We start from the raw sequence: 25062 nt of genomic DNA on the forward strand, positions 1-25062 counted from the left end.
GCGCTCAGGCGTTGCCCAGCGCTTTGCGGATATAGCCGCTATTTTTGGCCAGCAGCGACTGCGCTTCTTCGGCGCTAATATCGGCAAGCACCATCACAATCGCCGTTTTACAGCGGCGGCCGCAGGCGTCCAGCGCGCGCCGGGCGGCGTCGCGATCGCACTCGGTCGCCTCCATCACGATGGAGATCTGGCGCTCGATAAGCTTCGCGTTGGTGGCTTCAACGTCCACCATCAGGTTGCCGTAAACTTTGCCGATGCGGATCATTGCCCCGGTAGAGATCATATTCAGCACCAGCTTTTGCGCGGTGCCGGCTTTCAGGCGGGTCGAACCGGTCACCACTTCCGGGCCGACCGTCGGGGTGATGGCGACGTCCGCCAGCCGGGCCATTTCGCCGTGCGGATTGCAGCTGACGATGGCGACGAAAGCGTTCTGGCTATGGGCATACTCCATCGCGCCGATGACGTACGGCGTCCGTCCGCTGGCGGCAAGGCCCACCAGCACGTCGAGGTTGCTGAAATTGAGGTTCTGCAGGTCCATTGCGCCCTGAGCTTTGTTGTCTTCGACATTTTCCACCGCGCTGAGAATCGCTTTATGCCCGCCGGCGATAATTCCGACCACCTGCTCCGGGCGCGTGCCGAAGGTGGGCGGACACTCGCTGGCATCGAGGATCCCCAGGCGACCGGAGGTGCCTGCGCCGATGTAAATCAGACGCCCGCCCGCCTGCAGCGCCGCGGCGACCTTATCGACAACCTGAGCGATCTGCGGCAAGTAGGGGGTAATTGCCTCGGCTACCTGCCGATCTTCCTGGTTAATCACCGTCAGCATCTCAACGGTCGGCAGGGTGTCAATATTGGCGCTATTGGCGTTGCGCCGTTCGGTCAGCAATTTGCTCAGGTCGATACTCATAACAAAACCTCATTATTCACAATGGCAGGTATTCTAAGGAATTAATTATTCCATTCATGTGAAGATTATCACGATTAGCGTACGGCGGATAATAAGATATTTGTAGGTATGGCGGGGGATTGTGCGGTAATAAAACTGGAATATTTTATTACCGCAGGGTGGGCTGACGTACCGCGGCGGGCTTTTTCAGGCTCATTTTGAGCATGGTTTCACCGTCGAGGCCCGGTCTGGGCAGATCAGCTGGCGCCGCCTCCCAGCGACTGCCAGAGTGTAATACGGTTTTGCAGATCGGTTTGCTGCAGGGAGATCAGCGTGGCCTGCGCCGACCACAGCGTACGCTGCGCGGTGAGCACCGACAGATAGTTGCCTATCCCTGCCTGATAGCTGCGGGTGGCGATATCCAGCGATTTCTGCTCGGCGGTGACGTACTGCCGCTGGGCATCCAGCTGCTCACCCAGCGTTTCCCGCCGCGCCAGCGCATCGGCGACGTCTTTGAAGCCGCTCTGAATGCTTTTCTCGTAGGTGGCGATCAGCCCCTTTTTCTCCGCTTCGGCATAGCGAAGCTGCGCCAGATTGCTGCCGCCGGTAAACAGCGGCAGGCTGATCGATGGCGCGAACGACCACACCTGCAGCCCGTGGCTGAACAGCGAAGAGAGCGAATCGCTGCCGACCCCGGCGCTGGCGGTGAGTGAAATGCTCGGGAAGAAGTTGGCGCGCGCGGCGCCAATATCGGCGTTGGCGCTTTTGAGGTTATGCTCCGCCTCCTGAATATCCGGGCGGCGCAGCAGGACCGACGAAGAGACGCCGGCGGGGATCAGGGCGATGCTGTTGTCGCCGAGGCTTTGCAGCGTGCCGGGCAGCAGACTCTCAGGGACGGTTTCGCCGGCCAGCAGGTTGAGCGCGTTTTTATCCTGCGCGACCTGGGTACGATAGCTGGCGACGCTGGCGCGCGCCTGCTGGTAGACGCCTTCTGCGTCGCTCAGATCGCTGGCCGAAGCGGTACCGACCGCCATCTGGCGGGCGACGATTTTGCGCGAGCTGTCGGCGCTGGCCATGGTTTCTGCGGCCAGCGCCAGGCTGCTGTTATCCGCCGCGAGGGTGATCCACGCGGTGGTCAGGTCGGCGATCATCGTCAGCCGCGTATTTTGCGCGGTGAATTCGCTGGCGAGCCAGGTTTCCCGCGCCGCGCGCGACAGGCTCTGGTTCTTGCCGAACAGATCGAGCTCAAAGCTGGAGACCGCTCCGTCGGCCTCGGCTGACGAGGTGAGGCCGCTGGCCACCGTTTTGCTGCGGGTGTGGCTCAGCTCGGCGTCAACGGTGGGGAACAGCGAAGCGCGGGTTTCGCCATATTCGGCGCGGGCGGCTTCGATATCGGCCAGCGCCTTTTGTACATCGCGGTTGCTGTTCAGCGCGATGGTCACCACCTTTTTGAGCCGCGCGTCGTTCACCACCTGCTGCCACTGACTGACCACCGTCGTCGCTTCGCCGTGGGCGCCGGGCAGCGTGGAGGGAACCGGCGCCGCCGGGCGCTCATAGTGTGGATCAAGCGAGACGCAGCCTGCGCTCAGGAGCGCGATAAAAACGAAAGTAAAACGAAACATAACCTACTCCTGAGAAGGACGCTGGCGGGTGAAGAATCGCTTCACCAGCACAAAGAACAGGGGAACGAAGAACACAGCCAGCAGCGTGGCGGTCAGCGTGCCGCCGATGATCCCGCTGCCGATCGCCACGCGACTGTTGGCCCCCGCGCCGGTGGCCACCGCCAGCGGCAGCACCCCGGCGATAAACGCCAGCGAAGTCATGATGATAGGGCGCAAACGGGTTTGCGCGGCGCGTATTGCCGCCCGCGAAAGCGAATAGCCCTCATCGACCGCTGACTCAGCGAATTCAACGATCAGGATGGCGTTCTTCGACGACAGGCCGATGGTGGTCAACAGCGCAACCTGGAAGTAGACGTCGTTATTCAGATCGCGTAGCCAGGCCGCCAGCGCCGCGCCGAGCAGGCCGAGCGGGATAACCATGATCACCGAGAACGGCACCGACCAGCTCTCATACAGCGCCGCGAGGCACAGGAACACCACCAGAATTGAGATGGCGTACAGGCTCATAGCCTGGCCGCTGGCCAGCTTTTCCTGCAGCGACATGCCGCTCCACGCCCAGGTGGTGCCCGCCGGCAGGCTGTTGGCCAGAGCTTCCATCTTATCCATCGCCGCGCCGGAGCTGGAGCCGGCGGCGTTTTCGCCCTGAATTTCAAAGGCGGCGGAACCGTTGTAGCGCACCAGGCTTTCCGGACCGTACTGCCAGCGGGTGGTGGCGAAGGCGGAGAACGGCGTCATGGCGTCATCGCTGCCGCGCACGAACCATTTGCCGAGATCGGCGGGGACGGCGCGAGAATCGCTATCGCCCTGGATATAGACCTTTTTCACCCGCCCGCGATCGATAAAGTCGTTGACGTAGGTGCCGCCCCAGGCGCTGGAGAGGGTGTCGGTGACGTCGCTCAGCGATAGCCCCAGCGCTACCGCCTTGTTGTTGTCGATATCCACCTGCAGCTGCGGCATCTGCGGCAGGTCGTTGGCGCGCACCGACTGCAGCTGCGGGCTCTGATTGGCCGCCGCCAGCAGCTGGCTGCGCATTTTCATCAGGCTGTCGCGATCGGTGCCGCCGCTGGCCAGCAGCTCAAAGGTAAAGCCGTTGCTCTGCCCGAGGCCGTCCACCGAAGGGGGCGTCATGGCGAACAGCGAGGCGTCGCGGATGCTGCCGAGCTCTTTGGTGGCGCGCAGGGCAATGGCCTGCGCGGTATTGGCTTCGCCCTTGCGCTGGGACCAGTTTTTCAACGACACAAAAGCCATCCCGGCGTTCTGTCCGCTGCCGCTGAAGCTGAAACCGTCGACGGTAAAGATAGCGCTGGTATTGGCCTTCTCTTTGGTCAGGAACCAGTCGGTCACCTGGCGGCGAACCTCGGCGGTGCGCACGGCGGTCGCGCCTGCCGGCAGGGTGTACTGGACCATGATTTCGCCCTGATCCTCCGCCGGCAGGAAGCTGCCCGGCAGCTTCCACATCGCCAGCGCCATGACGGCGCAAATCAAGGCGAAGGCGCCCATCATCGTCGCCGAGCGGCGCAGGCCGCCCAGCACGCGATGCTGATAGCCCTGCTCCGTGCGCCCCCACAGGCGGTTGAACGCCCCGAAGAAGCCGGTGGTGTGAGGCTTAGAATGGCTAAGCAGCGCGCCGCACAGCGCCGGGGTTAAGGTCAGCGCCACCACCACGGAGAGCAGCATCGCCGAGATGATGGTCACCGAGAACTGGCGATAGATCACGCCGGTTGAGCCGCCGAAGAAGGCCATCGGCAGGAACACCGCCGACAGCACCAGGGCAATGGCGATCAGCGCCCCGGAAATTTCGCCCATCGACTTCTCGGTAGCTTCACGGGCGGAGAGCCCCTCATCGCGCATAATTCGCTCGACGTTCTCCACCACCACGATGGCGTCATCCACCAGCAGACCGATCGCCAGCACCATCGCAAACAGCGTCAGGGTATTGATGGAGTAGCCAAACAGCGCCAGCACGCCGAAGGTGCCAAGCAGCACTACCGGAACCGCCACCGCCGGGATCAGCGTGGCGCGGAAGTTCTGCAGGAACAGATACATCACGCAGACCACCAGCACGATGGCCTCAAACAGCGTTTGAATCACATCCTCAACCGATATTTTAATAAATTCGGTGCTGTCCTTCGGATAGGCAATGTCGTAGCCCTGAGGCATCTGGCGCTGATACTCGGCAATCTTATCCTTCACGCGCGTCGCGGTATCCAGCGCGTTGGCGCCCGGCGCCATCATGACGGCGATGCCGGCGGCAGGGTGACCGTTGAGGTTCGCCGCGGCGGTGTAATCTTCGCTACCCATTTCAACCCGGGCGACGTCGCTCAGGCGGACGACCGAGCCGTTGGTCTTGCTCTTTACAATAATGTTTTTGAACTGATCGACAGTCTGCAGGCGCGACTGAGCGCGCACGGTGGCGGTGAGCTGCTGGGCGTTAGAGGACGGCAGCGCGCCGATTTTACCCGCCGAGATCTGCACGTTCTGCGCTTCGATTGCCGTTTCGACATCGGAAGGCATCAGCGCATAGGAGGCCAGTTTGGTCGGGTCCAGCCAGATGCGCATCGCATATTCAGCGCCAAATACCTGCAGGCTGCCGACGCCTTCAACGCGCGCCAGCGGATCCTGCATGTTACTCACCAGCCAGTCGGCGATATCGGAGCTGGTAGCTTTGTCGGTTTTGTCATACACCGCGAGGATCAGCAGGAAGCTGCTCTGCGATTTCACCACCGTCACGCCGGACTGCTGCACCTCGCTGGGCAGCCGCGACTCGGCCTGTTGGACCTTGTTTTGCACCTGCACCTGCGCGGTGTCCGGATCGGTGCCTTGCTCAAAGGTCACGTTAATGCTGACCGAGCCGTCGGAGCTGCTGGTGGAGCTGAAGTAGAGCAGGTTATCCAGCCCGGTAAGCTGTTGTTCGATAACCTGGGTCACGCTGTTTTCCAGGGTTTCGGCAGAGGCGCCGGTGTAGGTGGCGGAAATTTTCACCGACGGCGGCGCGACGTCCGGGTACTGGGCGACCGGCAGCGTGCGGATGGCGAGGATCCCGGCGAGCATAATCAGGATAGCGATAACCCAGGCGAACACCGGACGCCGGACGAAGAAGCGGGAGAACATCAGGCGTTGCCTCCGCTGTTTTTCATTTCAACGGCTTTGACCTGCTGTCCGGCGGCAACCTTGCCGGTTCCTTCAACGATCAGCCTGTCGCCGCTCTTCAGGCCGCTCTCTATCAGCCACTTATCGCCATAGGCTTCGCCGGTTGCGACCTCGCGCAGGGCGACTTTGCCGTTGGCATCGACCACCAGCGCGGTGGCGTGACCTTTGGCGTCGCGGGTGATGCCCTGCTGCGGGGCGAGGATCGCATCGTCCATCACGCCCTCATCGATGCGGGCGCGTACGAACATTCCCGGCAGCAGGAGGTGCTGTGGGTTGGGGAATACCGCGCGCAGGGTGACCGATCCGGTTGCTTCGTCCACCGCCACTTCGGTTAGCGTCAGGCGGCCCTTCTCGCTATAGGTGCTGCCGTCTTCGAGGCTCAGGGTGACGCTAAGGGTATCGGCGTTGCTTGCCAGCGTTTGCTGGCGTAAGCGCAGCAGATCAACGCTCGATCGCGTGAGATCGACGTAAATCGTCTCCAGCCCGCGGATCGTCGCCAGGGCCGTATCCTGATCGGCGGAGACCAGCGCCCCCGGGGTAACGGAGGAGATACCAATCCGTCCGGCAATCGGCGCGCTGACGGTGGTCCAGTCGAGGTTGATGCGGGCGCTCTCCAGCGCGGCCTTTTTCGACTCGACGCTGGCCTTGTCCTGGTTACAGGTCGACTGCGCGTCATCGGCATCCTGCAGCGACACGCCGTTATCTTTTACCAGCTGCGTATAGCGCCGGGCCTTCTGACAGTCGGCAACCGTTAGCGATTGCGCCTGTTTCAGGGCGGCTGCGGCTTCGTTATAGGTTGCCCGGTAGCTGGCCGGGTCAATTTGATACAGCGCCTGGCCGGCTTTTACCATGTCGCCTTCGGTAAACAGACGCTTTTGAATAATACCGCCCACCTGCGGGCGCACTTCGGCGCTGAGCGATGCGGTGGTGCGGCCGGTCAGCTGGCTGATAACGGAAACGGACTGACCTTTCAGTGTGACAACGCCGACTTCCGGCGTCGTTTGCGGCGGGGCAGATGTTTGCGAATTATCGCATCCGGCCAGCAGAAATAATGCTGTTGCGATGGGGATGATGGTCTGTTTCATTATATTCTCTCAGGATGAACAACGTCCGACCCGCTAATTAAATCATGCGGTGATGGGCCGGGCGTTGAGGCATCTTCGGATAAACGAAAATGCCGAAACAGGAACCCAGGCGTTCCTGTATGCTGTTATTCGACGATGGCCGCCGAAGCGGTCATTTTGACTTCTCTACGCCAGAGGTGCCTTCACTCCTGGATTTATTGTGAGAATGACCATTCTCATTTTTGCTCGTCATACGTCTCGAACGGCTAATGGAAAGGTTTTTTTGTCTAAATTTGAGTCGTGAAAATTAAGACAAAAAATAATGGAGGAAATAAGAATTTTTTGTGAAAGCAAGCACCAATAATACCCTTACATAATTTAATCTGGAGGCATTAATGGCTTTAATAATGACAACAAGCATTAATCCCGCGGATCGGGAAGAGCTGCTGGCGGGTCTACAGGAATACAACCTGCGCTACCTGGACCCGACGCAGTTTGGTGAACTGGGGATCTATCTCCGCGATCGGGCGGGGGAGATGCAGGGCGGTCTGATCGCCAAAAGAAAGGCCAACTGGCTGTGTATTGAGTACCTGTGGGTCAGCGAAGACTCGCGCGGTAGCGGGCTGGGCGGCGAGCTGATGCGTGCGGCGGAAAAGCAGGCGCGCGAAGAGGGGTGTAACCACGTGCTGGTGGACACCTTCAGCTTCCAGGCCCTGCCGTTTTATCAAAAACAGGGCTACCGGCTGCAGATGTCGCTGCCTGATTTCCCGCACCCCGGCATGGAACGCCATTATCTGTCGAAGGCGCTGTAAGGCTGCTGCCGGCGCGGATATTAGCCGCCAATCCCCTGCTGGATCATCGCCAGAGCGTGGCTGACGATGGTTTCCCGGGAGATCGCTTTTAGCCGCGCGTCGGTGCGAATGCGCGAATAGGGCACCAGCACCAGGCTAATCAGGCTGGTGAACAGCAGCTCCGGCGACAGGGCCGGGTTGAGTTTTCCCTCCTGCTGCCAGCGGCTTATGGTCTCCAGCATCCGGCGATACTTATCGTCACCAAAGCGGGCGTGCATATGCTGGCGCAGCACCGGCATTTCGCCAATCATCTCCTGCATCCACAGCGGCGCAAACCAGTCGTTTTGCTCCGCCAGCGCGGCGAGCGCCTCAATCAGCAGGGTAAACGCGGTCAGCGGATCTTGCGGATGGGCGATAAAAATCTTGCTGATTTCGCTGCGCAGCGGCATAAAGCGCTCCTCCAGCAGCTGGTCGACTAATATCTCCCGCGAGTCGAAATAGTAATGCAGCATCGCCGGCGTGACGCCGGCCTCTTTAGCGATGGCGTTCAGCGACGTCCGGGCGATGCCCTGGCGGGCAAACAGCGCCAGCGCAATATCCATAAGCTGTTCACGGTTAGCGGTGCCCGGTTTTTTGCCGCGCGGACGGCCCGGACGGCGAGGCGCATCATTGTCTTTTTGTGCCGTCATTTCTTCACTGTCTCTTGACCAGATTCATCATTTCCCTAAATATTAATTATGCATTTAATTAATTTCAAGCGAGTGTTGCTATGACATCTGAAATCGCCGCCCGGCCGGTGCCGTCGATCCGCCTGCTGTTCAGCGCGCTGCTGCTGGTGATGCTGCTGTCGGCGCTGGACCAGACTATCGTCTCGACCGCGCTGCCGACCATCGTCGGCGAACTCGGCGGGCTGGATAAGCTCTCGTGGGTGGTCACGGCCTATATCCTGAGTTCGACCATCGTGGTGCCGCTGTACGGTAAATTCGGCGATCTGCTCGGGCGAAAAATCGTGCTCCAGGTGGCGATCGTGCTGTTCCTCGTCGGCTCGGCGCTGTGCGGCCTGGCGCAGAATATGACGCAGCTGGTACTGATGCGCGCGCTGCAGGGACTGGGCGGCGGCGGCCTGATGGTGATCAGCATGGCGGCGGTCGCCGACGTGATCCCCCCGGCAAACCGCGGCCGCTATCAGGGGCTATTCGGCGGAGTCTTTGGCCTGGCGACGGTCATTGGGCCGCTGATCGGCGGTTTCCTGGTGCAGCACGCCTCCTGGCGCTGGATTTTTTATATCAACCTGCCGCTGGGGCTGTTTGCGCTGCTGGTTATTGGCGCGGTGTTCCACAGCAGCAACAGGCGCAGCGCGCACCAGATCGACTGGCTGGGGGCGTTTTACCTGAGTATGGCGCTGGTGTGCATTATCCTCTTTACCTCCGAAGGCGGCGGCGTGCGGCCGTGGAATGACCCGCAGCTGTGGTGCATTTTGGCCTTTGGCGTGGTGGGGATGATTGGCTTTATTTATGAGGAACGGCTGGCCCTTGAGCCGATTATTCCGCTCTCGCTGTTCCGTAACCGCACCTTTCTGCTGTGCAGCATGATTGGTTTTGTGATCGGCATGGCGCTGTTTGGCTCGGTGACCTTCCTGCCGCTCTATCTGCAGGTGGTGAAGGCGGCCACCCCCACCGAAGCGGGGCTGCAGCTGATCCCGCTGATGGGCGGCCTGCTGCTGACGTCGATCGTCAGCGGGCGCATAATCAGCCGTACCGGGAAATACCGCCTGTTCCCGATTCTCGGCACTCTGCTGGGCGTGGCGGGGATGGTGCTGCTGACCCGCATTACCATCCATTCGCCGATGTGGCAGCTGTATCTGTTTACCGGCGTATTGGGTGCGGGCCTGGGGCTGGTGATGCAGGTGCTGGTGCTGGCGGTGCAGAACGCGATGCCGGCCCAGATGTACGGCGTGGCTACCTCGGGCGTGACGCTGTTTCGCTCGATTGGCGGCTCGATCGGCGTGGCGCTGTTCGGCGCGGTCTTTACCCACGTACTGCAAAACAACCTGCAGCGCCTGCTGCCGGAGGGCGCCGAGCTGCCCAGGGCGCTGAACCCGGAGGCGGTACAGGCCCTGCCGACGACGATCCGCCTCGATTATCTCGACGCTTTCGGCGCGGCCATTCACGCCGCCTTCCTGATGGCCGCCGGCATTATGGCCGTTGCCTTTATGCTGTCATGGCTGCTGAAAGAAGTACCGCTGAAAAAGGCGGCAGGCTAGGCGGTTCCGGCGATACGCAGCAGCGCCCGGCGCAGCGCCGGCGCGGCGAAGCTGAGGAACTTCCGCAGCTTGAGCGGGGCCAGATCCCGGTCGGTATACAGCAGGTGCACCGGCGCCGGCTCGGGTTCCACCGATTCCAGAATGAGCTGCAGCTCGCCGCGGGTCAGACCGTCGATGGCCTGATAGTGCAGCAGCCGCGCCACGCCTGCCCCCAGCCGGGCGGCGTCAGCGGCGCTTTCCGGGGTGGTGACCGACAGCACGGCGCGCAGAGCCACCAGCCGATCTGCCGCTTCGGCGGCGCGAAAGCGCCAGCCGCGATAGGGCATCGGCGATTCAATACTAATAATCGGCAGCCCTTCCAGATCGCGGGGGCGCTGCGGCACGCCGTGCTTTGCCAGCAGCAGCGGGTGGGCGCAGGTGACGATACGCATCTCGCCGAGGCGGGTGGCCACCATGCCGCTATCCGGCAGGGTTCCGATGCGCACCGCCAGGTCGACGTGGTCGTCTATCAGGTCAACATTACGGTCGCTGAGCAGCAAACGAACGTTAATTTGCGGATAACGGGCGAGAAAATCGGTCACCACCGGCAAAACGTGGACGCGACCGAACATCGTTGGCGCGGCGATCACCAGCTCGCCCTTGGGCTGCAGATACTCCCCGGCCGCCTGCCGCTCGGCGTTGTCCACCTCTTCAAGGATCCGCCGCGCGGCGGCGACGTACTCTACGCCGGCATCGGTCAGCGTAAGCCGGCGGGTGGTGCGGGTCAGCAGGCGCGCGCCGAGCGCGCTTTCCAGCTCGGCAATGTTGCGGCTGACGGTGGTCAGCGGCGTGTTCAGCGCGCGTGCCGCCGCCGACATACTGCCCAGTTCGGTAACCTTCACCAACAGCGCCATCGCGCTTAATCGGTCCATTATTATCCCGCCTTACGGAAAGATGATTGCCAGATCCCCAGTATTATCATTTGTCGCAGCAGAGTCCATGCTGTGGTCAGCGATACGACGACGCGGAGGATCTATGGCCGGTGATTTTCTTGGTATTGCCATCACCCCGGATGTGATGGATGTCCAGCATGAAATGGGCAGCGACGGGCTGTGGCAGTCGCCCCACGGCCGCCGCCAGGCGGATCGCTTTACCGCCAGCGAGGAGGCGATGATTACCACCCGGGATAGCTTTTATCTGGCCACCGTTTCGCAAACCGGCTGGCCCTATATCCAGCATCGCGGCGGGCCGCCCGGCTTTCTGCATCTGCTGGATGAGACGACCCTGGCAATGGCTGATTTTAGCGGCAACCGGCAGTACATCAGCACCGGCAACCTGCGGGGAAGCGCCAGGGCGTGCCTGTTTTTGATGGATTACCCGCGCCGTGCCAGGCTGAAAATCTACGCCACCGTTGAGGTGCTGGCGGTGGATGACGATCCCGTGCTGCTGGCCAGGGTAAAGCCGGAAAATTACCGCGGCAGGGTTGAGCGCATTTTTCGCTTTCATCTGCAGGCGTTCGACTGGAACTGCCCGCAGCATATTACGCCGCGCTACAGCGCTCAGCAGGTGGCGGAATATAGCCAGACGCTGCGGCAGCGTATTCACGACCTTGAGCAGGAGAATCAGCGCCTGCAGCATTTAACCCACACAGGAGAAGATCATGACTGAACAACGCCCGCCGCTGCCGCCGTTTACCCGCGAAAGCGCGGCGCAAAAAGTACGTGCCGCCGAAGATGGCTGGAACAGCCGCGATGCGCAGAAGGTGGCGCTGGCCTATACCCCCGATAGCGAATGGCGCAACCGCAGCGAGTTTGTGCACGGGCGCGCGGAAATCGTCGGCTTCCTGCAGCGCAAATGGCGCAAAGAGCAGGAGTACCGGCTGATTAAGGAGCTGTGGGCGTGGAGCGATAACCGCATTGCGGTGCGTTTCGCCTACGAGTGGCATGATGACAGCGGCAACTGGTTCCGCTCGTACGGCAATGAAAACTGGGAGTTTGATGAGCACGGCCTGATGCGCACGCGCTACGCCTGCATCAACGATCTGCCGATCGGCGAAAACGAACGCCTGTTCCACTGGCCCCAGGGCCGCCGCCCTGATGACCATCCGGGACTTAGCGCTCTGGGGCTGTAAAGCAGGCGTTAACTTACGGGTTAATCGGCTTGCGGGAAATCGACGACCGTATCGTTAACCCGATTCACCATGTTGGTGAACAGAATGGCGTCCGGCGAGTGGCGACGCCGGTTCAGGAGAAAATAGTCGTCCGGTTTTCGGTTGTCGTCTTCCCGGCAGAAGCCCCAGAATTCTGCGCATAACAACAAAACCGGAGGACATATGGATTTCGCACAACAACATCACCAGGCCACGCCTGTGCTGCTGGCTAACGTCTGGGATGTTCCCAGCGCCAGAGCCGCGGCTGCCGCGGGCTATTTGGCTCTGGGCACTTCCAGCGCCGCTATTGCCAACACCTTTGGCTATAACGATGGTGAAGAGCTCTCGTTTGCTGAGCTGCTCTTGCTCGTCACGCGTATCCGCGGGCAGGTTGCGCTGCCGCTGAGCGTGGATATGGAGTTCGGGTATGGCGCCAGCGTCGCAGAGGTGGTAGATAATCTGCGAGCGCTGGCGCAAACCGGCGTGGCAGGCGTTAATCTCGAGGACAGCCTGGTGGCCGACGGTGAGCGGCGCCTGGTGGATGGTGAAACCTATGCCCGCCGCCTGCGGGCGGTCAAAACCGGACTGGAACAGGCGGGCGTCGCGTTGTTTCTTAATATTCGTACCGATCCGTTTTTGCTTAACCGACCGCAGGCGCTGGCTGAGACGGTTGCCCGAGGTCGAGCTGTATGCGCGAAATGGGGCTGACGGCCTGTTTGTCCCTTGCGTTACCGAGGCGGCGGATATTGCGGCGATAGCGGCGGCGGTTGCGCTGCCGCTGAACGTCATGGCGATGCCCGCGCTGCCCGATATTGACCAGCTGACCCGTCTCGGAGTGAAGCGGATTTCTATGGGCAACGCGCTGCATAGCGCCCTGCAGGGGCATCTGCACTCTCTGCTACATAACGTACGGCAGCAGCAATCGTTTAAAGGGGTATTCCGCAATGCAGGTGACTGATAAAGGGTTATGCGATACCTGGTATGAGGCGCTGGTGGCCCGCTCATCCCAATACGCCGGGCTTTTTTACGTCGGCGTGAAAACCACCGGCGTGTTCTGCATCGCCACCTGCCGCGCCCGCAAGCCAAAGCGGGAAAACGTGGAGTTTTATAGCGATTTTAAAGCCGCGCTCAGCGCCGGCTTTCGCCCGTGTAAGATTTGTCGGCCGACGGAAAACGCCAGCTCCGCGCCGCCGATGGTGGAGCAGGTGATGCAGCAGACTGCGCGCCGCGCCGAAGGTGCGGATCACCGACGACCAGCTGCGCCAGCAGCACATCAGCCCGGAGCGCATGCGGCGCTGGTTTAGCCAGAACTACGGCATGACCTTTCAGGCCTTCCAGCGGATGCTGCGGGTCAATACCGCCCTGCAGGAGCTACAGGGCGGGCGCAGCGCGACCGACGCGGCGTTTGACAGCGGCTACGATTCGCTAAGCGGCTTCGGCTATACCTGCAAAAAGCTCACCGGCCGGGCGCCGAGCAAAGCGGGGCGGGTGATCCTGATCCACCGCTTTACCACCCCCATCGGACCGATGTTTGTCTGCGCTACCGAGCGCGGGGTTTGCCTGCTGGAGTTTGTCGACCGGCGGATGTTGGAGAGCGAATTCCGCGACCTTCAGCGCCTGCTGGCGGCCAATATTATCGCCGGGGAAAACGCCCATACGCGCCAGGCGGTGGCGGAGATCGGGGAGTACTTTGCCGGCCAGCGGCAGCGCTTCTCCCTGACGCTTGACGCGCCGGGCAGCGATTTTCAGCAGGCGGTCTGGCAACAGCTGCGGGCGGTACCCTACGGCACGACCGAGCATTATCAGGGGCTTGCCGCACTGATGGGCAATGCCGGGGCGGTGCGGGCGGTGGCCAACGCCAACGGCGCCAACCGGCTGGCGATTGTTATCCCCTGCCACCGGATTATCGGCAAAGATGGCTCGCTCACCGGCTACGGCGGCGGCCTGGCGCGCAAAGAGTGGCTGCTGGCCCATGAGGCTAAATTCAGTAGATGATTTTATTTCCTGTTGCTGCTTTTGATGTTTAAAAGCCGGCCATAAAGCCGTTATAGTTTCGTACGAAAATAATAATGACTTTCTAATGGACTAACAGGGTGAAGATAATGAAATTGCGTTTATGGACAGCCGCCGCGGTGGTGCTGACGGGCCTGCTGCTGGCGGGTTGCGATCGGCAGGACGGCGATGCAAAACACATTAAAGTCGGCGTTATTAACGGCGCTGAACAGGATGTGGCGGAAGTGGCGAAGCAGGTGGCGAAAGAGAAGTATGGCCTCGACGTTGAGCTGGTTGGTTTTAGCGGCTCCCTGCTGCCGAACGAGTCGACTAACGCCGGGGATCTGGACGCCAACGTCTTCCAGCACCGGCCGTTCCTCGAACAGGATAATAAAGCTCACGGCTATCATCTGGTGGCGGTCGGCAACACCTTCGTGTTCCCGATGGCGGGCTACTCGCGCAAGATTAAATCGGTCGCTGACCTCAAGGACGGGGCGACCATCGCCATTCCTAACGATCCGACCAACCTCGGTCGCGCGCTGCTTCTGCTGCAGCAGCAGAAGCTGATTACCCTCAAAGCCGGCACCGGGCTGCTGCCGACGGCTCTCGATATCACCGCCAACCCGCATAGCCTGAAAATCATGGAGCTGGAAGGCGCGCAGCTGCCGCGCGCGATCGACGATCCCAAGGTCGATGTGGCGATTATCAGCACCACCTACCTCCAGCAAACCGGGCTCTCGCCGGTGCGCGACGGCCTTTTTATCGAGGATAAAAACTCGCCCTACGTGAACATCATCGTTACCCGCGATGACAATAAAGATGCGCAGAACGTGAAGGAGTTTATGCAGTCCTATCAGTCGCCGGAAGTGGCGAAGGCGGCGGAAACGATCTTCAACGGCGGCGCGGTGCCGGGCTGGTAATTACTCACGTAGGGAGAGGTGTATATGCTTCGGCAACGTCAGGCGGATGTGCTGCTGGTCGCCGCCACGATCATCGCCGCGTGCGGGTGGATATTTTCGCGTGAAGCCATTGCCGGGATGCCGGTTTTTGCCTTCCTCGGCCTGCGCTTCTTTTTCGCCGCGCTGCTGCTGCTGCCTTTCTGCCGCGGTTTTCGCGTAGAGAAACGGCAGTGGCCGCCGATACTCATCAGCGGCTTGTGGTTTGCGCTAAACCTGTGCTTGTGGATTTACTCGGTGTCGACCACGCCGTCGCTGGGCGAGGGGGCGTTTATCATGAGCCTGTCGATGCTGTTTGTTCCGCTGACCGCATGGGTGATGATGAAAACGCGCCCGGCGCGCGCTTACTGGGAGTGCCTGCCGCTGGCGATCGTCGGCCTTGCCCTGCTGAGCCTGCATATGCCGATTGCCTTCCACCCCAGCCAGGGCTGGTTTCTGCTCACCGCGCTGGTGCAGTCAATCTGGTTCTGCTACACCAGCCGCTGCGCCCGCGAGGTGCCGCTGATCCCGCTGACCGCCGTGCAGCTGGGGATCACCGGGCTGGTGGGGCTGGCGATCTCGGCGGCGGTTGAAAGCTGGGATCGGCCGTTTACCCTACCCACCTTCGGCTGGCTGCTCGCCAGCATCGTTATCGCCACCAGCCTGCGCTTCGGCCTGCAGATGAAGGGGCAGAAGTACGCGGCGGTTGCCAGCGCGGCGATTATTATGGTGCTCGAACCGCTGCTGACGGTGATTGCCGCCGCCCTGTGGTATCACGAGCAGCTGCCGCTGCAGAAGATTGTCGGCGGCGTGCTGATCCTCGTCGCCCAGCTGTGGTTCCGCTGGCGCATGCTTAAACCGTTACGCTAAACCACCGTGCCGCTGCGCCATCAGGTGCAGCAGCGGCACCAGCGATAGCCCGTCCGGCATCTCGCCGCGGGCGATCAGCTCCCGAATCTCTTCGAAGGTAAACCAGCCGGTTTCCATCACTTCATCCTGGTCGGCGTCCATCCCGACGTACTCCAGATCGCGGGCAAGCCAGGTGATGAACAGCTGGTCGCTGCTGCCGTAGGAGGGGTTGTAGCGGATAATCTCTTCGGCGTTTTTGGCCTGCCAGCCGGTCTCCTCGCACAGCTCACGCAGGGCGGCCGCCCGCGGCTCTTCGCCTTCATCGACGCCGCCTGACGGGATGGCCCACACCACCTGGTCAATCAGATAGCGGTAGTGGCGGATCAGCAGCACTTTATCCTGCTGCATCGCCACAACGCCTACCGCCGGGCGCGGATAGTGGATGGAGTAAAAGTCGCGGCGTTCGCTAGCGGTGATGTCGATAGCCACCTTGCGCATACTGAACCACGGGGTGTCGGCAATCACTTCGGCATCGTGCATATCGGCGGCGGTCAGTCTCTTTTTCATCGGGGCCACTTCTCCAGAAAATTGAGCGTTCAGCACAGCATAGCCGGCGGCGGCTGACAAGCGGAGAAAGTTGGCCCAATCTCATCGATCATTGCCCGAATGCCCATATTGCGCCAGGCTTGTGGGACGTACGATGTTCGCCAGATTATCCCGAAGAGGAACGAGCATCATGAACATCACCCACATCCGTAACGCGACCCAACTTATTGAATACGCAGGTAAGAAATTCCTCATCGACCCGATGCTGGCGGATAGGGCCGCCTGGCCGGGATTTGCCGGCACCGCCCGCAGCGAGCTGCGTAACCCGCTGGTGGCGCTGCCTTTGCCGCTCTCTGTCATTATTGATGTCGACGCCGCGATCGTGACCCATACCCATGAGGATCACTGGGACGCGGCGGCGATCGCCGCGATCCCCAAAGCGCTGCCGGTTTTTGTCCAGCATGAGGCCGATGCCCGGCTGCTGCGGGGCCAGGGATTTAGCGATATTCGCCTGCTGTCTGAGAGCAGCGAATTTGCCGGCGTGAGCCTGCAGAAAACCACCTCCGGGCAGCACGGGAGCGATCGCACCTACGCCGTGCCGGCGATGGCGGAGCGCCTGGGCGAAGCCTGCGGCGTGGTGCTGCGTCATCCGCAGGAGAAAACGCTGTGGCTGGTGGGGGACACCATCTGGTGCGATGAAATCGAAGCTGACATGATCCGCCTGCGCCCCGATGTGGTGGTGCTGAATGCCGGGTATGCCCACGTCATCGGCTTTGGGCCGATCATCATGGGCAAAGAAGACGTGCTGAAAACGCACTTTACCCTGCCGGAGGCGCAGATCGTCGTCGGCCATATGGAAGCGGTGAACCACTGCCTGCTGAGCCGTCGGGAGCTGAGCGAGTACGTGGCTGATAACCAGATTGCCGGGGTGGTCAGCATCCCGCAGGATGGGGAAAGCATGGTATTTTAAGCTTCTGGCCGGGAGAGGAGGCAGCGATGAAGTTAACCGAGGTGGCGATTGTCGCGGTGGAAGGGTTTAGCCCGTTTCACTACTCCGTTCCCTGCATGCTGTTTGGCGATAGCGTGTCAGAAACCAAGCGTTTTAACCTGCGCCTGTGCGCCGAGCGGCCGGGGATGTTGACCGCCCGCGACGGCTTCGCGCTCCACGCCCGGGATGGTTTTACCGCCCTTGAGCGGGCGGATATTGTGGTGGTGCCCTACTGGGGGGCGGTGAATCAGCGCCCGCCGCAGGCCCTGCTCGATAGCCTGGTGCGGGCGCGGGATAACGGCGCCGAAATAGTTGGTCTCTGCCTGGGGGCATTCGTGCTGGGCTACGCCGGGCTGCTGGACGGCAGGCGAGCGGCGACCCACTGGGAGTTTGAGCAGGATTTTCAGCGCCTTTTCCCGCAGGTGCGGCTGGATATCAACGCGCTGTACGTCAATGATCGGCGGATAATCACCTCGGCGGGCACCGCGGCGGCGCTCGACTGCTGCCTGTATATTATTCGCCAGCGCTTCGGCAGCCTGGCGGCCAACCAGATTGCCCGGCGGATGATCGTTCCGCCCCATCGCGAAGGCGGCCAGGCGCAGTTTATCGCCCAGCCGGTGCCGAAAAGCACCCGCGATGCGCGCATTAACTGCCTGCTTGAGTATCTCCAGCAGCATATCCACGAAACGCACAACCTCGATTCGCTGGCCCAGGTGGTGGCGATGAGCCGCCGCACCCTGACCCGCCATTTTGCGCAGGCCACCGGGATGAGCATTGCCGACTGGCTTACCGCGGAGCGGCTGCGGCGCAGCCAAATCCTGCTCGAAGCGGGCGAGATGCCCGTTGAGCAGGTGGCGGAAATGGTCGGATTTCGCTCCGCCGTCACCTGGCGCCAGCAGTTTAAGTCCCGCTTTGGCGTCAGCCCGGCGGAGTGGCGGCGGACCTTTCGCCGCGGGGCTTAGCCGGCGAGGGTGGCGCTGTCGATCACGAAGCGATATTTGACGTCGCCTTTGACCATCCTTTCCCACGCTTCGTTGATCTGATCCCCGCGGATCAGCTCAATATCGGCGACGATGCCGTGTTCGGCGCAGAAATCGAGCATCTCCTGGGTTTCCGGGATCCCGCCAATCATCGACCCGGCAATCGACCGACGACGAAATATCAGGTTAAACACTTCCGGCGACGGGTGAGGGGTTGCCGGCGCGCCCACCAGGGTCAGCGTGCCGTCGCGTTTAAGCAGCGTGGTGAAGGCATCGAGGTTGTGTGGGGCCGCCACGGTGTTAAGAATAAAGTCGAAGCTTTTGACGTGCGCCGCCATTTCCGCCTCGTTGCGCGACACCACCACTTCGTCCGCTCCCAGCTCTCTGGCCGCGTCACGCTTGGATTCCGAGGTGGTAAAGGCCACCACGTGGGCGCCCATGGCGTGGGCCAACTTGATCCCCATGTGCCCCAGCCCGCCGATGCCGACGATGCCCACTTTTTTGCCCGGCCCGACGTTCCAGTGACGCAGCGGCGAGTACGTGGTGATACCGGCGCACAGCAGCGGCGCTACGGCGGCCAGCTGCTCCTGCGGGTGGCGCACGCGCAGCACGTAACGCTCGTGAACGACGATTTGCTGAGAGTAGCCGCCCAGCGTATGGCCGGGCGCATCCTGAGTGGGACTGTTATAGGTGAGCACCGTGTGGTCACAATAGTTTTCCAGTCCTGCCTCGCACTCTTCGCACTGCTTACAGCTGTCGACCATACAGCCGACGCCCACCAGGTCGCCCACCGCGTGGCCGGAGACGTGCTCGCCGACGGCGGTGACCCGGCCAACGATTTCATGCCCCGGCACGCAGGGGTAGATCGTCCCGGCCCATTCGGAGCGGGCCTGGTGCAGGTCGGAGTGGCAGACGCCGCAGTAGTCGATGGCGATCTGCACATCGTGCGGCCCAGGCTCGCGGCGGGAGATGGCCATCGCGGCCAGCGGCTGGCTGGCGGAGTTAGTACCAATAGCGTTGATCTGCATAGCGAAACCTCTTCTGAATAAAGGTGCTGAATAGGGCGGAGGGAGATGCGTGTTTTTTGCGCGGCAACGCTAAGCGTAGCCTGGCCAGCGCCGGGCGGGAGGGAATTAGCTCAAAGGGTTAAAAAAGGCGGACAATCCCCCGGCTGGCGGGGGATCGGGGGTGACATTAGGGCTCAACGGCCGTCAGAAAGGCTCTTCAGTGCCGCAAACCGTTGTCTTAGAACCCTTCCAGCACGATTTTGCCCACCGCGCGTCCGGTTTCGAGCTGAGCGTGCGCTTTCTGCAGATTTTCCGCGGTGATCGCGCCATAGTGTTCGCCGAGCGTGGTTTTAATCGTTTTATCATCAATCAGCGCGGCGACGCGGGTCAGCAGCCGATGTTGGGCAACGATATCCGACGTTTCAAACATTGAGCGGGTAAACATAAACTCCCAGTGCAGCGAGATGCTTTTGGCCTTCAGCGGCCGGGCGTCGAGGGTTTGCGGATCGTCGATCAGCGCCAGTTTACCCTGCGGCGCGAGGGCATCAATCAGCTGCGAATAATGCTGTTCGGTGTTGTTCAGGCTGGCGACGTGGGTCACTTCCTTCACCCCGATACGGGCCAGCTCTTCGCTCAGCGGCTTACTGTGGTCAATCACGTGATGCGCGCCGGCGTCCAGCACCCATTTCTGACTATCCGGGCGCGATGCCGTTCCGATCACCGTCATCCCGGTCAGCCTGCGAGCCAGCTGGGTAAGGATTGAGCCGACGCCGCCCGCCGCGCCGACGATCAGCAGCGTGTCGCCGGCGTTGCCGCCCTCCTGGACGCCCAGGCGATCGAATAACAATTCCCAGGCGGTAATAGCGGTGAGCGGCAGGGCGGCCGCGGAAGCGTTATCCAGCGAGCGCGGCTTGAGGGCCACGATCCGTTCGTCCACCAGCTGAAACTCCGCGTTGCTTCCCGGACGGCCCAGCGCGCCGGCGTACCAGACCTCATCGCCCGGCGCGAACAGGGTGACCGCCTCGCCAACGGCTTTTACCGTGCCAACCGCATCCCAGCCCAGCACCCGCGGAGTATCGGCATTGAATCCGGCGCGCACCTTGGTGTCCACCGGGTTAACGGAAATGGCCTTTACCTCGACCAGCAGGTCATGGCCCTCGGCGGTAGGAACCGGCAGCTCGATGGCGCTTAAAAAGGGGATATTGCGGCCTTCTGCCGCTGCGCGGGTAATCGCGATTGCTTTCATATACTCTCCGGTTTGCGAATCGGTTCATCGGTTGAATGCGTCGAGGATAGACCGGCGGCGGCCGGGGAAAAACGGTCCGGCGGCGATAAGAGTTATATTCAAAAAGAGAAAATCGCTTACCCGACAAGGATCGGACAGTCCGGCCCCCGCTGTTTCATATTTGAGAATAATTTTGCGTAGACTTCAAAAATATTAATTGCTGAAGTAATGAATAATAATATTGCGTTATAGCGCAAAGTTTACGCCTTGACTCACGCCACGCTGCATGCGACTTTCTTTATATCAAATAATAAACCGAGTTTCATATTTGAGACAAAAATATCATCATCGCGATATTTAGCTGATTGTTTCACCGCTGAGACAAATTAATTAAAAACGCCGCTATTTAGCGGCGGCGGACTGCTGTTGTTTATTAAAATATAAAGTGAGGCATGTGCTATGCGTAAAATTATCATCACGCTGCTGCTGGGCGCGTGTACCGGGGGCTTCGCGCAGGCGGAGCAAGGAAAGCCGTTTCCGCATCTCGGCTGGCGCAGCGCCGATAATCTTGCCGGCGTGGATTTCGGCGGCGCCCTGCGGGCCAACTACCGCTATGAAGACTGGCACGGCAGTAATTATCGCCACCCGCCGCATCTGCGTTTTGATACCTTTCGTATCGACAGCAGCGGATTTTATAATAACTATTTCTTTGACGCCGGATTCTGGTTTCAGGATCACCATAAATATGCCGTCGACCGGGCCTATGTGGGCTATCGTTTAAACGATAATAACAATATTACGCTCGGTATTCCGGGTAAACCTTTCGGCCTTGAACCCTATCCGCAATTCGGCTGGTCTTACGGCATTCCCTTTTATTTAGGCTTTGGCGTCAATGCCGGCAGCGGGGTGAACTATCAATATCACGATAATAACTGGTCGCTGGATATGGCCTATTTTCCGTGGATGGAGCCGGAAAATCTGCGCTATGCGCCGGAGGTGGGCGACTACAGCCGCCTGAAGAACACCATTTACCCGAGCCAGCATCAGCAGCGTAACGAGAAGCGCGATCAGGTGAACGTCCGCATCGCCAGGGAGTTTCACGGCGGAGGCTGGAGTAACGAGCTGGGCGGCTCGCTGGCGCTGGCGCGTCTGCACAATCGCGAAACGGACGATGACGGCACCTTCTGGGCGGCAGGCCTGCACGGAATGGCGCACAACGGGCCGTGGCAGCTCACGTCGCAGGTGATTCGCTATCAGTACGATCCTAAGAACCCGGCGGGCGTCAGCGACGATACGATCCTGATGGGTGGCAACGGCCTGACGCCGGCCTACCTCATCCCGGCAAAGGCTACCACCGCGTCGCTAAACCTTGCTCGCGACGTCGATGTGCAGTGGGGAGCGGTATCAAAGCTGCGTTTCTATAATGACTACAGCGTGCTGTGGAAAGACAAAAGCGGCTGGCAGGATTCGCAGATGAATACCGTGGGGGTGCAGGTATTCGCCCTGCCGGTGATGCTGTGGGTCGACCTCGGCTGGGCGAAGAACGTCAACCCCTGGGGCGGGGCGCTGAACGCCACGGGCTGGACCAGCACCGAATCCGAGGGCAGCGGCAAATGGTATTTCCGCACTAACGTCAATATTGGGTACTACTTCTGATGAGAAGCGGGGCAAGGAGGCCCCTGCTGTTTTTACCGGCCAGGGCAGGCTCTGGTTTTCTCGCGCGACATCCGAAGCCATTTGCCAAACGGTCATGCATAGAGCTGAAAGCTAAAGGTGCCTGGAGGGGGGAAAACGAAAAGGTCGAAAATATGCTGAATGCAGACTCGATTTTAATGACGGATTGAAAGAGTGATTACCCGCGCCTGGTACAGAATTCACCATCAAATGGCGTAGAGGAGAGCAACTGGCGGAAGATCACAGGAGTTGAACCTGCCCGGGACCGCTGGCGGCCCCAACTGGATTTGAAGTCCAGCCACCTCACCGGAGATGACGATCTTCCGCGCCTCGATTGCTACATGGAGGCGGGGCGCATTATAGCTACTTTCAGTCATTTACCACATACCTAAACGCACTTTTTTACTGTTAAAACTGGACTTTACAGAACACTCCTGGTCAAATCCTTTCAAAATCCGTGGCTTACACTTTTTTACATTCTCGTGCGCTAGCGCAATCTCCTCTTCGCAGGGGTTTTCGCGTCGATTATCTCCTCTTAAAAGCCCGGAAAGATGCGGTGCACGACGCCGCTGGCGTGCAGAAAAGCCTGAAGCGCCGCTCCGATAAGTGGATGACGGCGCCGTTTTTTTGCTGACCGCCCCCGATGCCGCACGGTAAAAGGTTTTTTTATTCCATTTATTTGGAAAAGGTAATTTCCGTTTCATTGCGGTGACTCACGCCACAGACAGTTTTGCCGTTCGGTGATAGCGTAATCTGCCGCTGAGAGGAGCCCGGAATGGATTTAGAAAACATCTTTCGTGACGTTAAGCTGAGTAAAACGGAAATGACCGTCCTGCGCTCTATTCAGCACGATCCTGAACGCTGCGTGCGGGAGGGGATCCGCGCCGTCGCCGAGCGCTGCTACAGCAATCCTTCCTCACTGGTGCGTCTGGCAAAGAAGCTCAAGTTCAGCGGCTGGCTGGAGCTGGTCTATTTTATTAAATTCAATATCACCATGCCTAAGCTCGATGTCACCAACGACATCGACTATATGAGCATTCTGCCGGCGGAGCAGGTCACCCCGCTGCTGGAAAGCCTGCAGCAGCACCGCATCCTGGTTCACGGCAGCGGCTTCTCGCAGCTGATTGCGCAATATATTTATAATAAGTTTCTGGTGACCGGCGTAAACGCCAGCCTCGCGCTGTGGCCGGATTATGAAATTCTCGAACAGAAAAACGCCGCCAAATTCGACTCGATCTGGATAATTTCTAAATCCGGGCGCAGCAGCTCGGCGCTAAACTGGGTAAAGGCGCTGGAGGGAAAAGAGATTAACCTGGTCTGCTTTACCGGCGACTATCAAAGTCCGCTGGCCCAGGCGGCGGATACCGCGTTTATTATTCACGATCCGCAGAAGTTCGATGATGATATTTACTGGAGCAACCCGTTTTTCGGCTACTGCATATTGGGCTTTGAGCGCTTTCTGAAGATGTGGTTTATTCAGACCGCAAAAGGCAGGGCGGGCGACGCCCTTTAGACGCGGCGCCGCAGTGTTTCCGGGCTGCGGCGTTGAGGCTGCAGCCCGGAGGCTGGGGGTGATTACCGCCAGTCGGCAACCAGCTTATCGTCGAGGTAGGCGTTAACCAGCTTCTGCGCCAGCGACCAGGAGCCGACCAGCGGATGAGCCATCAGCGCCCGTATCGCCAGCGACTTATCCCGCTGCAGGATCGCCGCCACCGCCAGGCGTTCATACTCTTTGACGCTGGCGATCATATTCTTCTGCGCCGTCGGCACGTGCGCCGGGGTGACCGGCTTCAGGCCATCTTTGCTCAGATCGCAGCTAATCTCAATCACATCATCCGGGCGCAGGAAGTCGAGGGTGTCGTTATTGGATATCGACACCACGATACGCTTGGTGGTGGTGCTGTTGACCGCCTCCAGGATATCCAGCGCCACGCCCGCGTAGCCGCCGGTGTCCGGCTCTTCGATAAACTGCTGTAGGGTAAGCGGCTCGCGAGTATGGAACTTCTCCTGCTGCGACTCATTCTGCATATAGCTGTTTTCCCGGCGCAGGTAGTGCTTCATCCAGATATTGAACGCCGCTTCCGGGTTGGCCCGTACGTCAACGGTTTGCAGCTCATCGCGCATATCGCGGTTGATGCGGGCGATCTGCTCCCCGCGGGTTTCCGGCGCTTCCTGAATCGCTTTTAACGCCACCTCGCGGTAGTAGTAATAGTAGAGATATTCGTTCAGCAGCTGCTTGTCGCATAGTTCAACCAGCTCGGGCGAGAAATACTGCATCGCCGTTTTACGATACAGATCCGGGCTGGCGATCAGGCGTTCGGTCACGTCTTCTCCGCGCACCGTGAAGTGGGTAAACCAGGAGAAGTGGTTCAGGCCGTAGCACTCGACGCCAAGGTCACGCTCGTCGCAGCCGAGGATCTCCGGCAGCTCGCGAATCAGCTCCGACGGCGCATCGCAGATACCGTATACCCGGCGCTTAAAGCCGGACTTGATAATCGCCTCGGTCACCAGCCCCGACGGATTGGTGAAGTTAAACAGGATTGCGTCCTCGGCGGCGTGCTCTTCGATGAGGCGGCAGTAGTCCAGAATCGCCGGTATTGAACGCATCGCCATGGCAAAACCGCCGGCGCCGGTGGTCTCCTGGCCTAACGTATTATGCTCAAGCGCAATGCGCTCGTCGCGAATACGGCTCTCGTCGCCGCCGACCCGCAGGGTGGTAATAACGTAGTTGGTATTCGTCAGCGCGGCGACCGGATCGCGGGTAGCGCTAAAGTGAATATCCGGGCGGATAGCCTGAAAGACGTAGCGGGCGATCTCGCCAAAGATGGCCAGGTTATCAGCGGAGCTGTCGAGAAATACCACTTCCGTTAAACCAATGCGGTGCGCGTTATAAGCCAGTGATTTTGCCAGAAACGCGGAGCGAACGCCGCCCCCGCCTAATACGGTTAATTTCATAAATAAC

Annotated in this window: 21 protein-coding genes, 1 tRNA gene and 3 pseudogenes; 12 read left to right on the top strand and 13 right to left on the bottom strand. The window is 60.3% G+C overall.

Features of this window, described 5'->3' with window-relative positions; genetic code table 11:
- Positions 1-4: 4 nt before the first annotated feature.
- The 4 genes from murQ to ABOC21_RS25640 all read right to left on the bottom strand — a co-directional run bounded on the left by murQ (position 5) and on the right by ABOC21_RS25640 (position 6743).
- On the bottom strand, positions 5-907 hold the full coding sequence (murQ, locus tag ABOC21_RS25625) for an N-acetylmuramic acid 6-phosphate etherase (protein WP_426813727.1): 903 nt from the start codon (positions 905-907) through the stop codon (positions 5-7).
- A gap of 236 nt (positions 908-1143) precedes the next feature.
- Positions 1144-2508, bottom strand: a complete 1365-nt coding sequence (locus ABOC21_RS25630; RefSeq protein ID WP_426813728.1) for an efflux transporter outer membrane subunit — start codon at positions 2506-2508, stop codon at positions 1144-1146.
- Between the two features lie 3 nt (positions 2509-2511).
- A complete protein-coding gene (locus tag ABOC21_RS25635; RefSeq protein ID WP_426813729.1) occupies positions 2512-5619 on the bottom strand; it encodes an efflux RND transporter permease subunit in 3108 nt (1035 codons plus the stop codon).
- Positions 5619-6743: an efflux RND transporter periplasmic adaptor subunit gene (locus tag ABOC21_RS25640; protein ID WP_426813730.1), complete on the bottom strand. Its 1125-nt coding sequence runs from the start codon at positions 6741-6743 to the stop codon at positions 5619-5621. Before ABOC21_RS25640 ends, ABOC21_RS25635 begins: the two co-directional genes overlap by 1 nt.
- 374 nt (positions 6744-7117) lie before the next feature.
- Here ABOC21_RS25640 and ABOC21_RS25645 point away from each other — a divergent pair, with 374 nt between their 5' ends.
- On the top strand, positions 7118-7534 hold the full coding sequence (locus ABOC21_RS25645) for a GNAT family N-acetyltransferase (protein ID WP_426813731.1): 417 nt from the start codon (positions 7118-7120) through the stop codon (positions 7532-7534).
- Between the two features lie 20 nt (positions 7535-7554).
- On the opposite strand, the gene ABOC21_RS25650 is transcribed toward ABOC21_RS25645, so the two are convergent.
- The gene (locus tag ABOC21_RS25650; protein WP_426813732.1) at positions 7555-8202 is read right to left on the bottom strand and encodes a TetR/AcrR family transcriptional regulator; all 648 of its coding nucleotides are present in this window, start codon (positions 8200-8202) and stop codon (positions 7555-7557) included.
- A gap of 80 nt (positions 8203-8282) precedes the next feature.
- Between ABOC21_RS25650 and ABOC21_RS25655 the strand changes: the two genes are divergently transcribed.
- Complete coding sequence (locus ABOC21_RS25655; protein ID WP_426813733.1) at positions 8283-9776, top strand: MDR family MFS transporter; 1494 nt, start codon at positions 8283-8285, stop codon at positions 9774-9776.
- On the opposite strand, the gene ABOC21_RS25660 is transcribed toward ABOC21_RS25655, so the two are convergent.
- Positions 9773-10687, bottom strand: coding sequence for a LysR substrate-binding domain-containing protein (locus ABOC21_RS25660; protein ID WP_426813734.1), 915 nt, complete (start codon positions 10685-10687; stop codon positions 9773-9775). The two genes, ABOC21_RS25655 and ABOC21_RS25660, sit on opposite strands and share 4 nt — an antisense overlap.
- Before the next feature lie 103 nt (positions 10688-10790).
- Between ABOC21_RS25660 and ABOC21_RS25665 the strand changes: the two genes are divergently transcribed.
- Together ABOC21_RS25665 and ABOC21_RS25670 are read left to right on the top strand one after the other, a co-directional pair.
- Complete coding sequence (locus tag ABOC21_RS25665; RefSeq protein ID WP_426813735.1) at positions 10791-11423, top strand: pyridoxamine 5'-phosphate oxidase family protein; 633 nt, start codon at positions 10791-10793, stop codon at positions 11421-11423.
- Positions 11416-11886: a DUF1348 family protein gene (locus ABOC21_RS25670; protein WP_426813736.1), complete on the top strand. Its 471-nt coding sequence runs from the start codon at positions 11416-11418 to the stop codon at positions 11884-11886. The genes ABOC21_RS25665 and ABOC21_RS25670 overlap by 8 nt, the downstream gene beginning before the upstream one ends.
- A 20-nt stretch (positions 11887-11906) precedes the next feature.
- Here ABOC21_RS25670 and ABOC21_RS25675 read toward each other — a convergent pair.
- Positions 11907-11975 (bottom strand): annotated as a pseudogene (locus ABOC21_RS25675) (carboxymuconolactone decarboxylase family protein); the annotation flags it as partial.
- 112 nt (positions 11976-12087) lie between these two features.
- Here ABOC21_RS25675 and ABOC21_RS25680 point away from each other — a divergent pair.
- The 4 genes and pseudogenes from ABOC21_RS25680 to ABOC21_RS25695 all read left to right on the top strand — a co-directional run bounded on the left by ABOC21_RS25680 (position 12088) and on the right by ABOC21_RS25695 (position 15701).
- Positions 12088-12862, top strand: a pseudogene (locus ABOC21_RS25680) (isocitrate lyase/PEP mutase family protein).
- A pseudogene (locus ABOC21_RS25685) lies at positions 12849-13899 on the top strand (bifunctional transcriptional activator/DNA repair enzyme AdaA). Before ABOC21_RS25680 ends, ABOC21_RS25685 begins: the two co-directional pseudogenes overlap by 14 nt.
- A 107-nt stretch (positions 13900-14006) precedes the next feature.
- Positions 14007-14816 carry a lipoprotein NlpA gene (gene nlpA, locus ABOC21_RS25690; protein ID WP_426813737.1) on the top strand — a complete coding sequence of 270 codons (810 nt, stop codon included), beginning with the start codon at positions 14007-14009 and terminating at the stop codon, positions 14814-14816.
- A 24-nt stretch (positions 14817-14840) separates the two neighbouring features.
- Positions 14841-15701 (top strand): DMT family transporter, encoded by an 861-nt coding sequence (locus ABOC21_RS25695; RefSeq protein WP_426813738.1) that lies wholly within the window; start codon positions 14841-14843, stop codon positions 15699-15701.
- On the opposite strand, the gene ABOC21_RS25700 is transcribed toward ABOC21_RS25695, so the two are convergent.
- Positions 15693-16247, bottom strand: coding sequence for an NUDIX domain-containing protein (locus tag ABOC21_RS25700; RefSeq protein ID WP_426813739.1), 555 nt, complete (start codon positions 16245-16247; stop codon positions 15693-15695). The genes ABOC21_RS25695 and ABOC21_RS25700 overlap by 9 nt on opposite strands.
- Before the next feature lie 169 nt (positions 16248-16416).
- Here ABOC21_RS25700 and ABOC21_RS25705 point away from each other — a divergent pair, with 169 nt between their 5' ends.
- Together ABOC21_RS25705 and ABOC21_RS25710 are read left to right on the top strand one after the other, a co-directional pair.
- Positions 16417-17196: an MBL fold metallo-hydrolase gene (locus ABOC21_RS25705; protein WP_426813740.1), complete on the top strand. Its 780-nt coding sequence runs from the start codon at positions 16417-16419 to the stop codon at positions 17194-17196.
- 26 nt (positions 17197-17222) lie between these two features.
- Positions 17223-18176: a GlxA family transcriptional regulator gene (locus tag ABOC21_RS25710; RefSeq protein WP_426813741.1), complete on the top strand. Its 954-nt coding sequence runs from the start codon at positions 17223-17225 to the stop codon at positions 18174-18176.
- On the opposite strand, the gene ABOC21_RS25715 is transcribed toward ABOC21_RS25710, so the two are convergent.
- Positions 18173-19222 (bottom strand): NAD(P)-dependent alcohol dehydrogenase, encoded by a 1050-nt coding sequence (locus ABOC21_RS25715; protein WP_426813742.1) that lies wholly within the window; start codon positions 19220-19222, stop codon positions 18173-18175. The two genes, ABOC21_RS25710 and ABOC21_RS25715, sit on opposite strands and share 4 nt — an antisense overlap.
- A gap of 217 nt (positions 19223-19439) precedes the next feature.
- Positions 19440-20447 carry a zinc-binding alcohol dehydrogenase family protein gene (locus ABOC21_RS25720; RefSeq protein ID WP_426813743.1) on the bottom strand — a complete coding sequence of 336 codons (1008 nt, stop codon included), beginning with the start codon at positions 20445-20447 and terminating at the stop codon, positions 19440-19442.
- Between the two features lie 438 nt (positions 20448-20885).
- On the opposite strand from ABOC21_RS25720, the gene ABOC21_RS25725 reads away from it, so the two are divergent.
- Complete coding sequence (locus ABOC21_RS25725; protein WP_426813744.1) at positions 20886-22082, top strand: hypothetical protein; 1197 nt, start codon at positions 20886-20888, stop codon at positions 22080-22082.
- Positions 22083-22330: 248 nt separating this feature from the next.
- Here the strand turns inward: ABOC21_RS25725 and ABOC21_RS25730 are convergent.
- Both ABOC21_RS25730 and ABOC21_RS25735 read right to left on the bottom strand, forming a co-directional pair.
- A tRNA-Sec gene (locus tag ABOC21_RS25730) sits at positions 22331-22425 on the bottom strand.
- 52 nt (positions 22426-22477) lie between these two features.
- Complete coding sequence (locus tag ABOC21_RS25735) at positions 22478-22804, bottom strand: hypothetical protein (protein WP_426813745.1); 327 nt, start codon at positions 22802-22804, stop codon at positions 22478-22480.
- A 71-nt stretch (positions 22805-22875) separates the two neighbouring features.
- Here ABOC21_RS25735 and ABOC21_RS25740 point away from each other — a divergent pair, with 71 nt between their 5' ends.
- On the top strand, positions 22876-23613 hold the full coding sequence (locus tag ABOC21_RS25740; protein ID WP_132512534.1) for a MurR/RpiR family transcriptional regulator: 738 nt from the start codon (positions 22876-22878) through the stop codon (positions 23611-23613).
- 62 nt (positions 23614-23675) lie between these two features.
- Here ABOC21_RS25740 and ABOC21_RS25745 read toward each other — a convergent pair whose 3' ends face one another.
- Positions 23676-25055: a glycoside hydrolase gene (locus ABOC21_RS25745; protein WP_426813746.1), complete on the bottom strand. Its 1380-nt coding sequence runs from the start codon at positions 25053-25055 to the stop codon at positions 23676-23678.
- Between the last annotated feature and the right edge of the window lie 7 nt (positions 25056-25062).

Origin of the sequence: Klebsiella sp. WOUb02 (assembly GCF_050058015.1) — a bacterium.
Classification (GTDB): Bacteria; Pseudomonadota; Gammaproteobacteria; order Enterobacterales; family Enterobacteriaceae; genus Klebsiella.

Coding starts and splice junctions, on each gene's coding strand:
- ABOC21_RS25735 (WP_426813745.1), bottom strand. CDS start 22,804: ATGAAACGGAAATTACCTTTTCCAAATAAATGGAATAAAAAAACCTTT.
- ABOC21_RS25640 (WP_426813730.1), bottom strand. CDS start 6,743: ATGAAACAGACCATCATCCCCATCGCAACAGCATTATTTCTGCTGGCC.
- murQ (WP_426813727.1), bottom strand. CDS start 907: ATGAGTATCGACCTGAGCAAATTGCTGACCGAACGGCGCAACGCCAAT.
- ABOC21_RS25655 (WP_426813733.1), top strand. CDS start 8,283: ATGACATCTGAAATCGCCGCCCGGCCGGTGCCGTCGATCCGCCTGCTG.
- ABOC21_RS25705 (WP_426813740.1), top strand. CDS start 16,417: ATGAACATCACCCACATCCGTAACGCGACCCAACTTATTGAATACGCA.
- ABOC21_RS25660 (WP_426813734.1), bottom strand. CDS start 10,687: ATGGACCGATTAAGCGCGATGGCGCTGTTGGTGAAGGTTACCGAACTG.
- ABOC21_RS25665 (WP_426813735.1), top strand. CDS start 10,791: ATGGCCGGTGATTTTCTTGGTATTGCCATCACCCCGGATGTGATGGAT.
- ABOC21_RS25630 (WP_426813728.1), bottom strand. CDS start 2,508: ATGTTTCGTTTTACTTTCGTTTTTATCGCGCTCCTGAGCGCAGGCTGC.
- ABOC21_RS25635 (WP_426813729.1), bottom strand. CDS start 5,619: ATGTTCTCCCGCTTCTTCGTCCGGCGTCCGGTGTTCGCCTGGGTTATC.
- nlpA (WP_426813737.1), top strand. CDS start 14,007: ATGAAATTGCGTTTATGGACAGCCGCCGCGGTGGTGCTGACGGGCCTG.
- ABOC21_RS25650 (WP_426813732.1), bottom strand. CDS start 8,202: ATGACGGCACAAAAAGACAATGATGCGCCTCGCCGTCCGGGCCGTCCG.
- ABOC21_RS25710 (WP_426813741.1), top strand. CDS start 17,223: ATGAAGTTAACCGAGGTGGCGATTGTCGCGGTGGAAGGGTTTAGCCCG.
- ABOC21_RS25745 (WP_426813746.1), bottom strand. CDS start 25,055: ATGAAATTAACCGTATTAGGCGGGGGCGGCGTTCGCTCCGCGTTTCTG.
- ABOC21_RS25695 (WP_426813738.1), top strand. CDS start 14,841: ATGCTTCGGCAACGTCAGGCGGATGTGCTGCTGGTCGCCGCCACGATC.
- ABOC21_RS25740 (WP_132512534.1), top strand. CDS start 22,876: ATGGATTTAGAAAACATCTTTCGTGACGTTAAGCTGAGTAAAACGGAA.
- ABOC21_RS25645 (WP_426813731.1), top strand. CDS start 7,118: ATGGCTTTAATAATGACAACAAGCATTAATCCCGCGGATCGGGAAGAG.
- ABOC21_RS25670 (WP_426813736.1), top strand. CDS start 11,416: ATGACTGAACAACGCCCGCCGCTGCCGCCGTTTACCCGCGAAAGCGCG.
- ABOC21_RS25715 (WP_426813742.1), bottom strand. CDS start 19,222: ATGCAGATCAACGCTATTGGTACTAACTCCGCCAGCCAGCCGCTGGCC.
- ABOC21_RS25700 (WP_426813739.1), bottom strand. CDS start 16,247: ATGAAAAAGAGACTGACCGCCGCCGATATGCACGATGCCGAAGTGATT.
- ABOC21_RS25725 (WP_426813744.1), top strand. CDS start 20,886: ATGCGTAAAATTATCATCACGCTGCTGCTGGGCGCGTGTACCGGGGGC.
- ABOC21_RS25720 (WP_426813743.1), bottom strand. CDS start 20,447: ATGAAAGCAATCGCGATTACCCGCGCAGCGGCAGAAGGCCGCAATATC.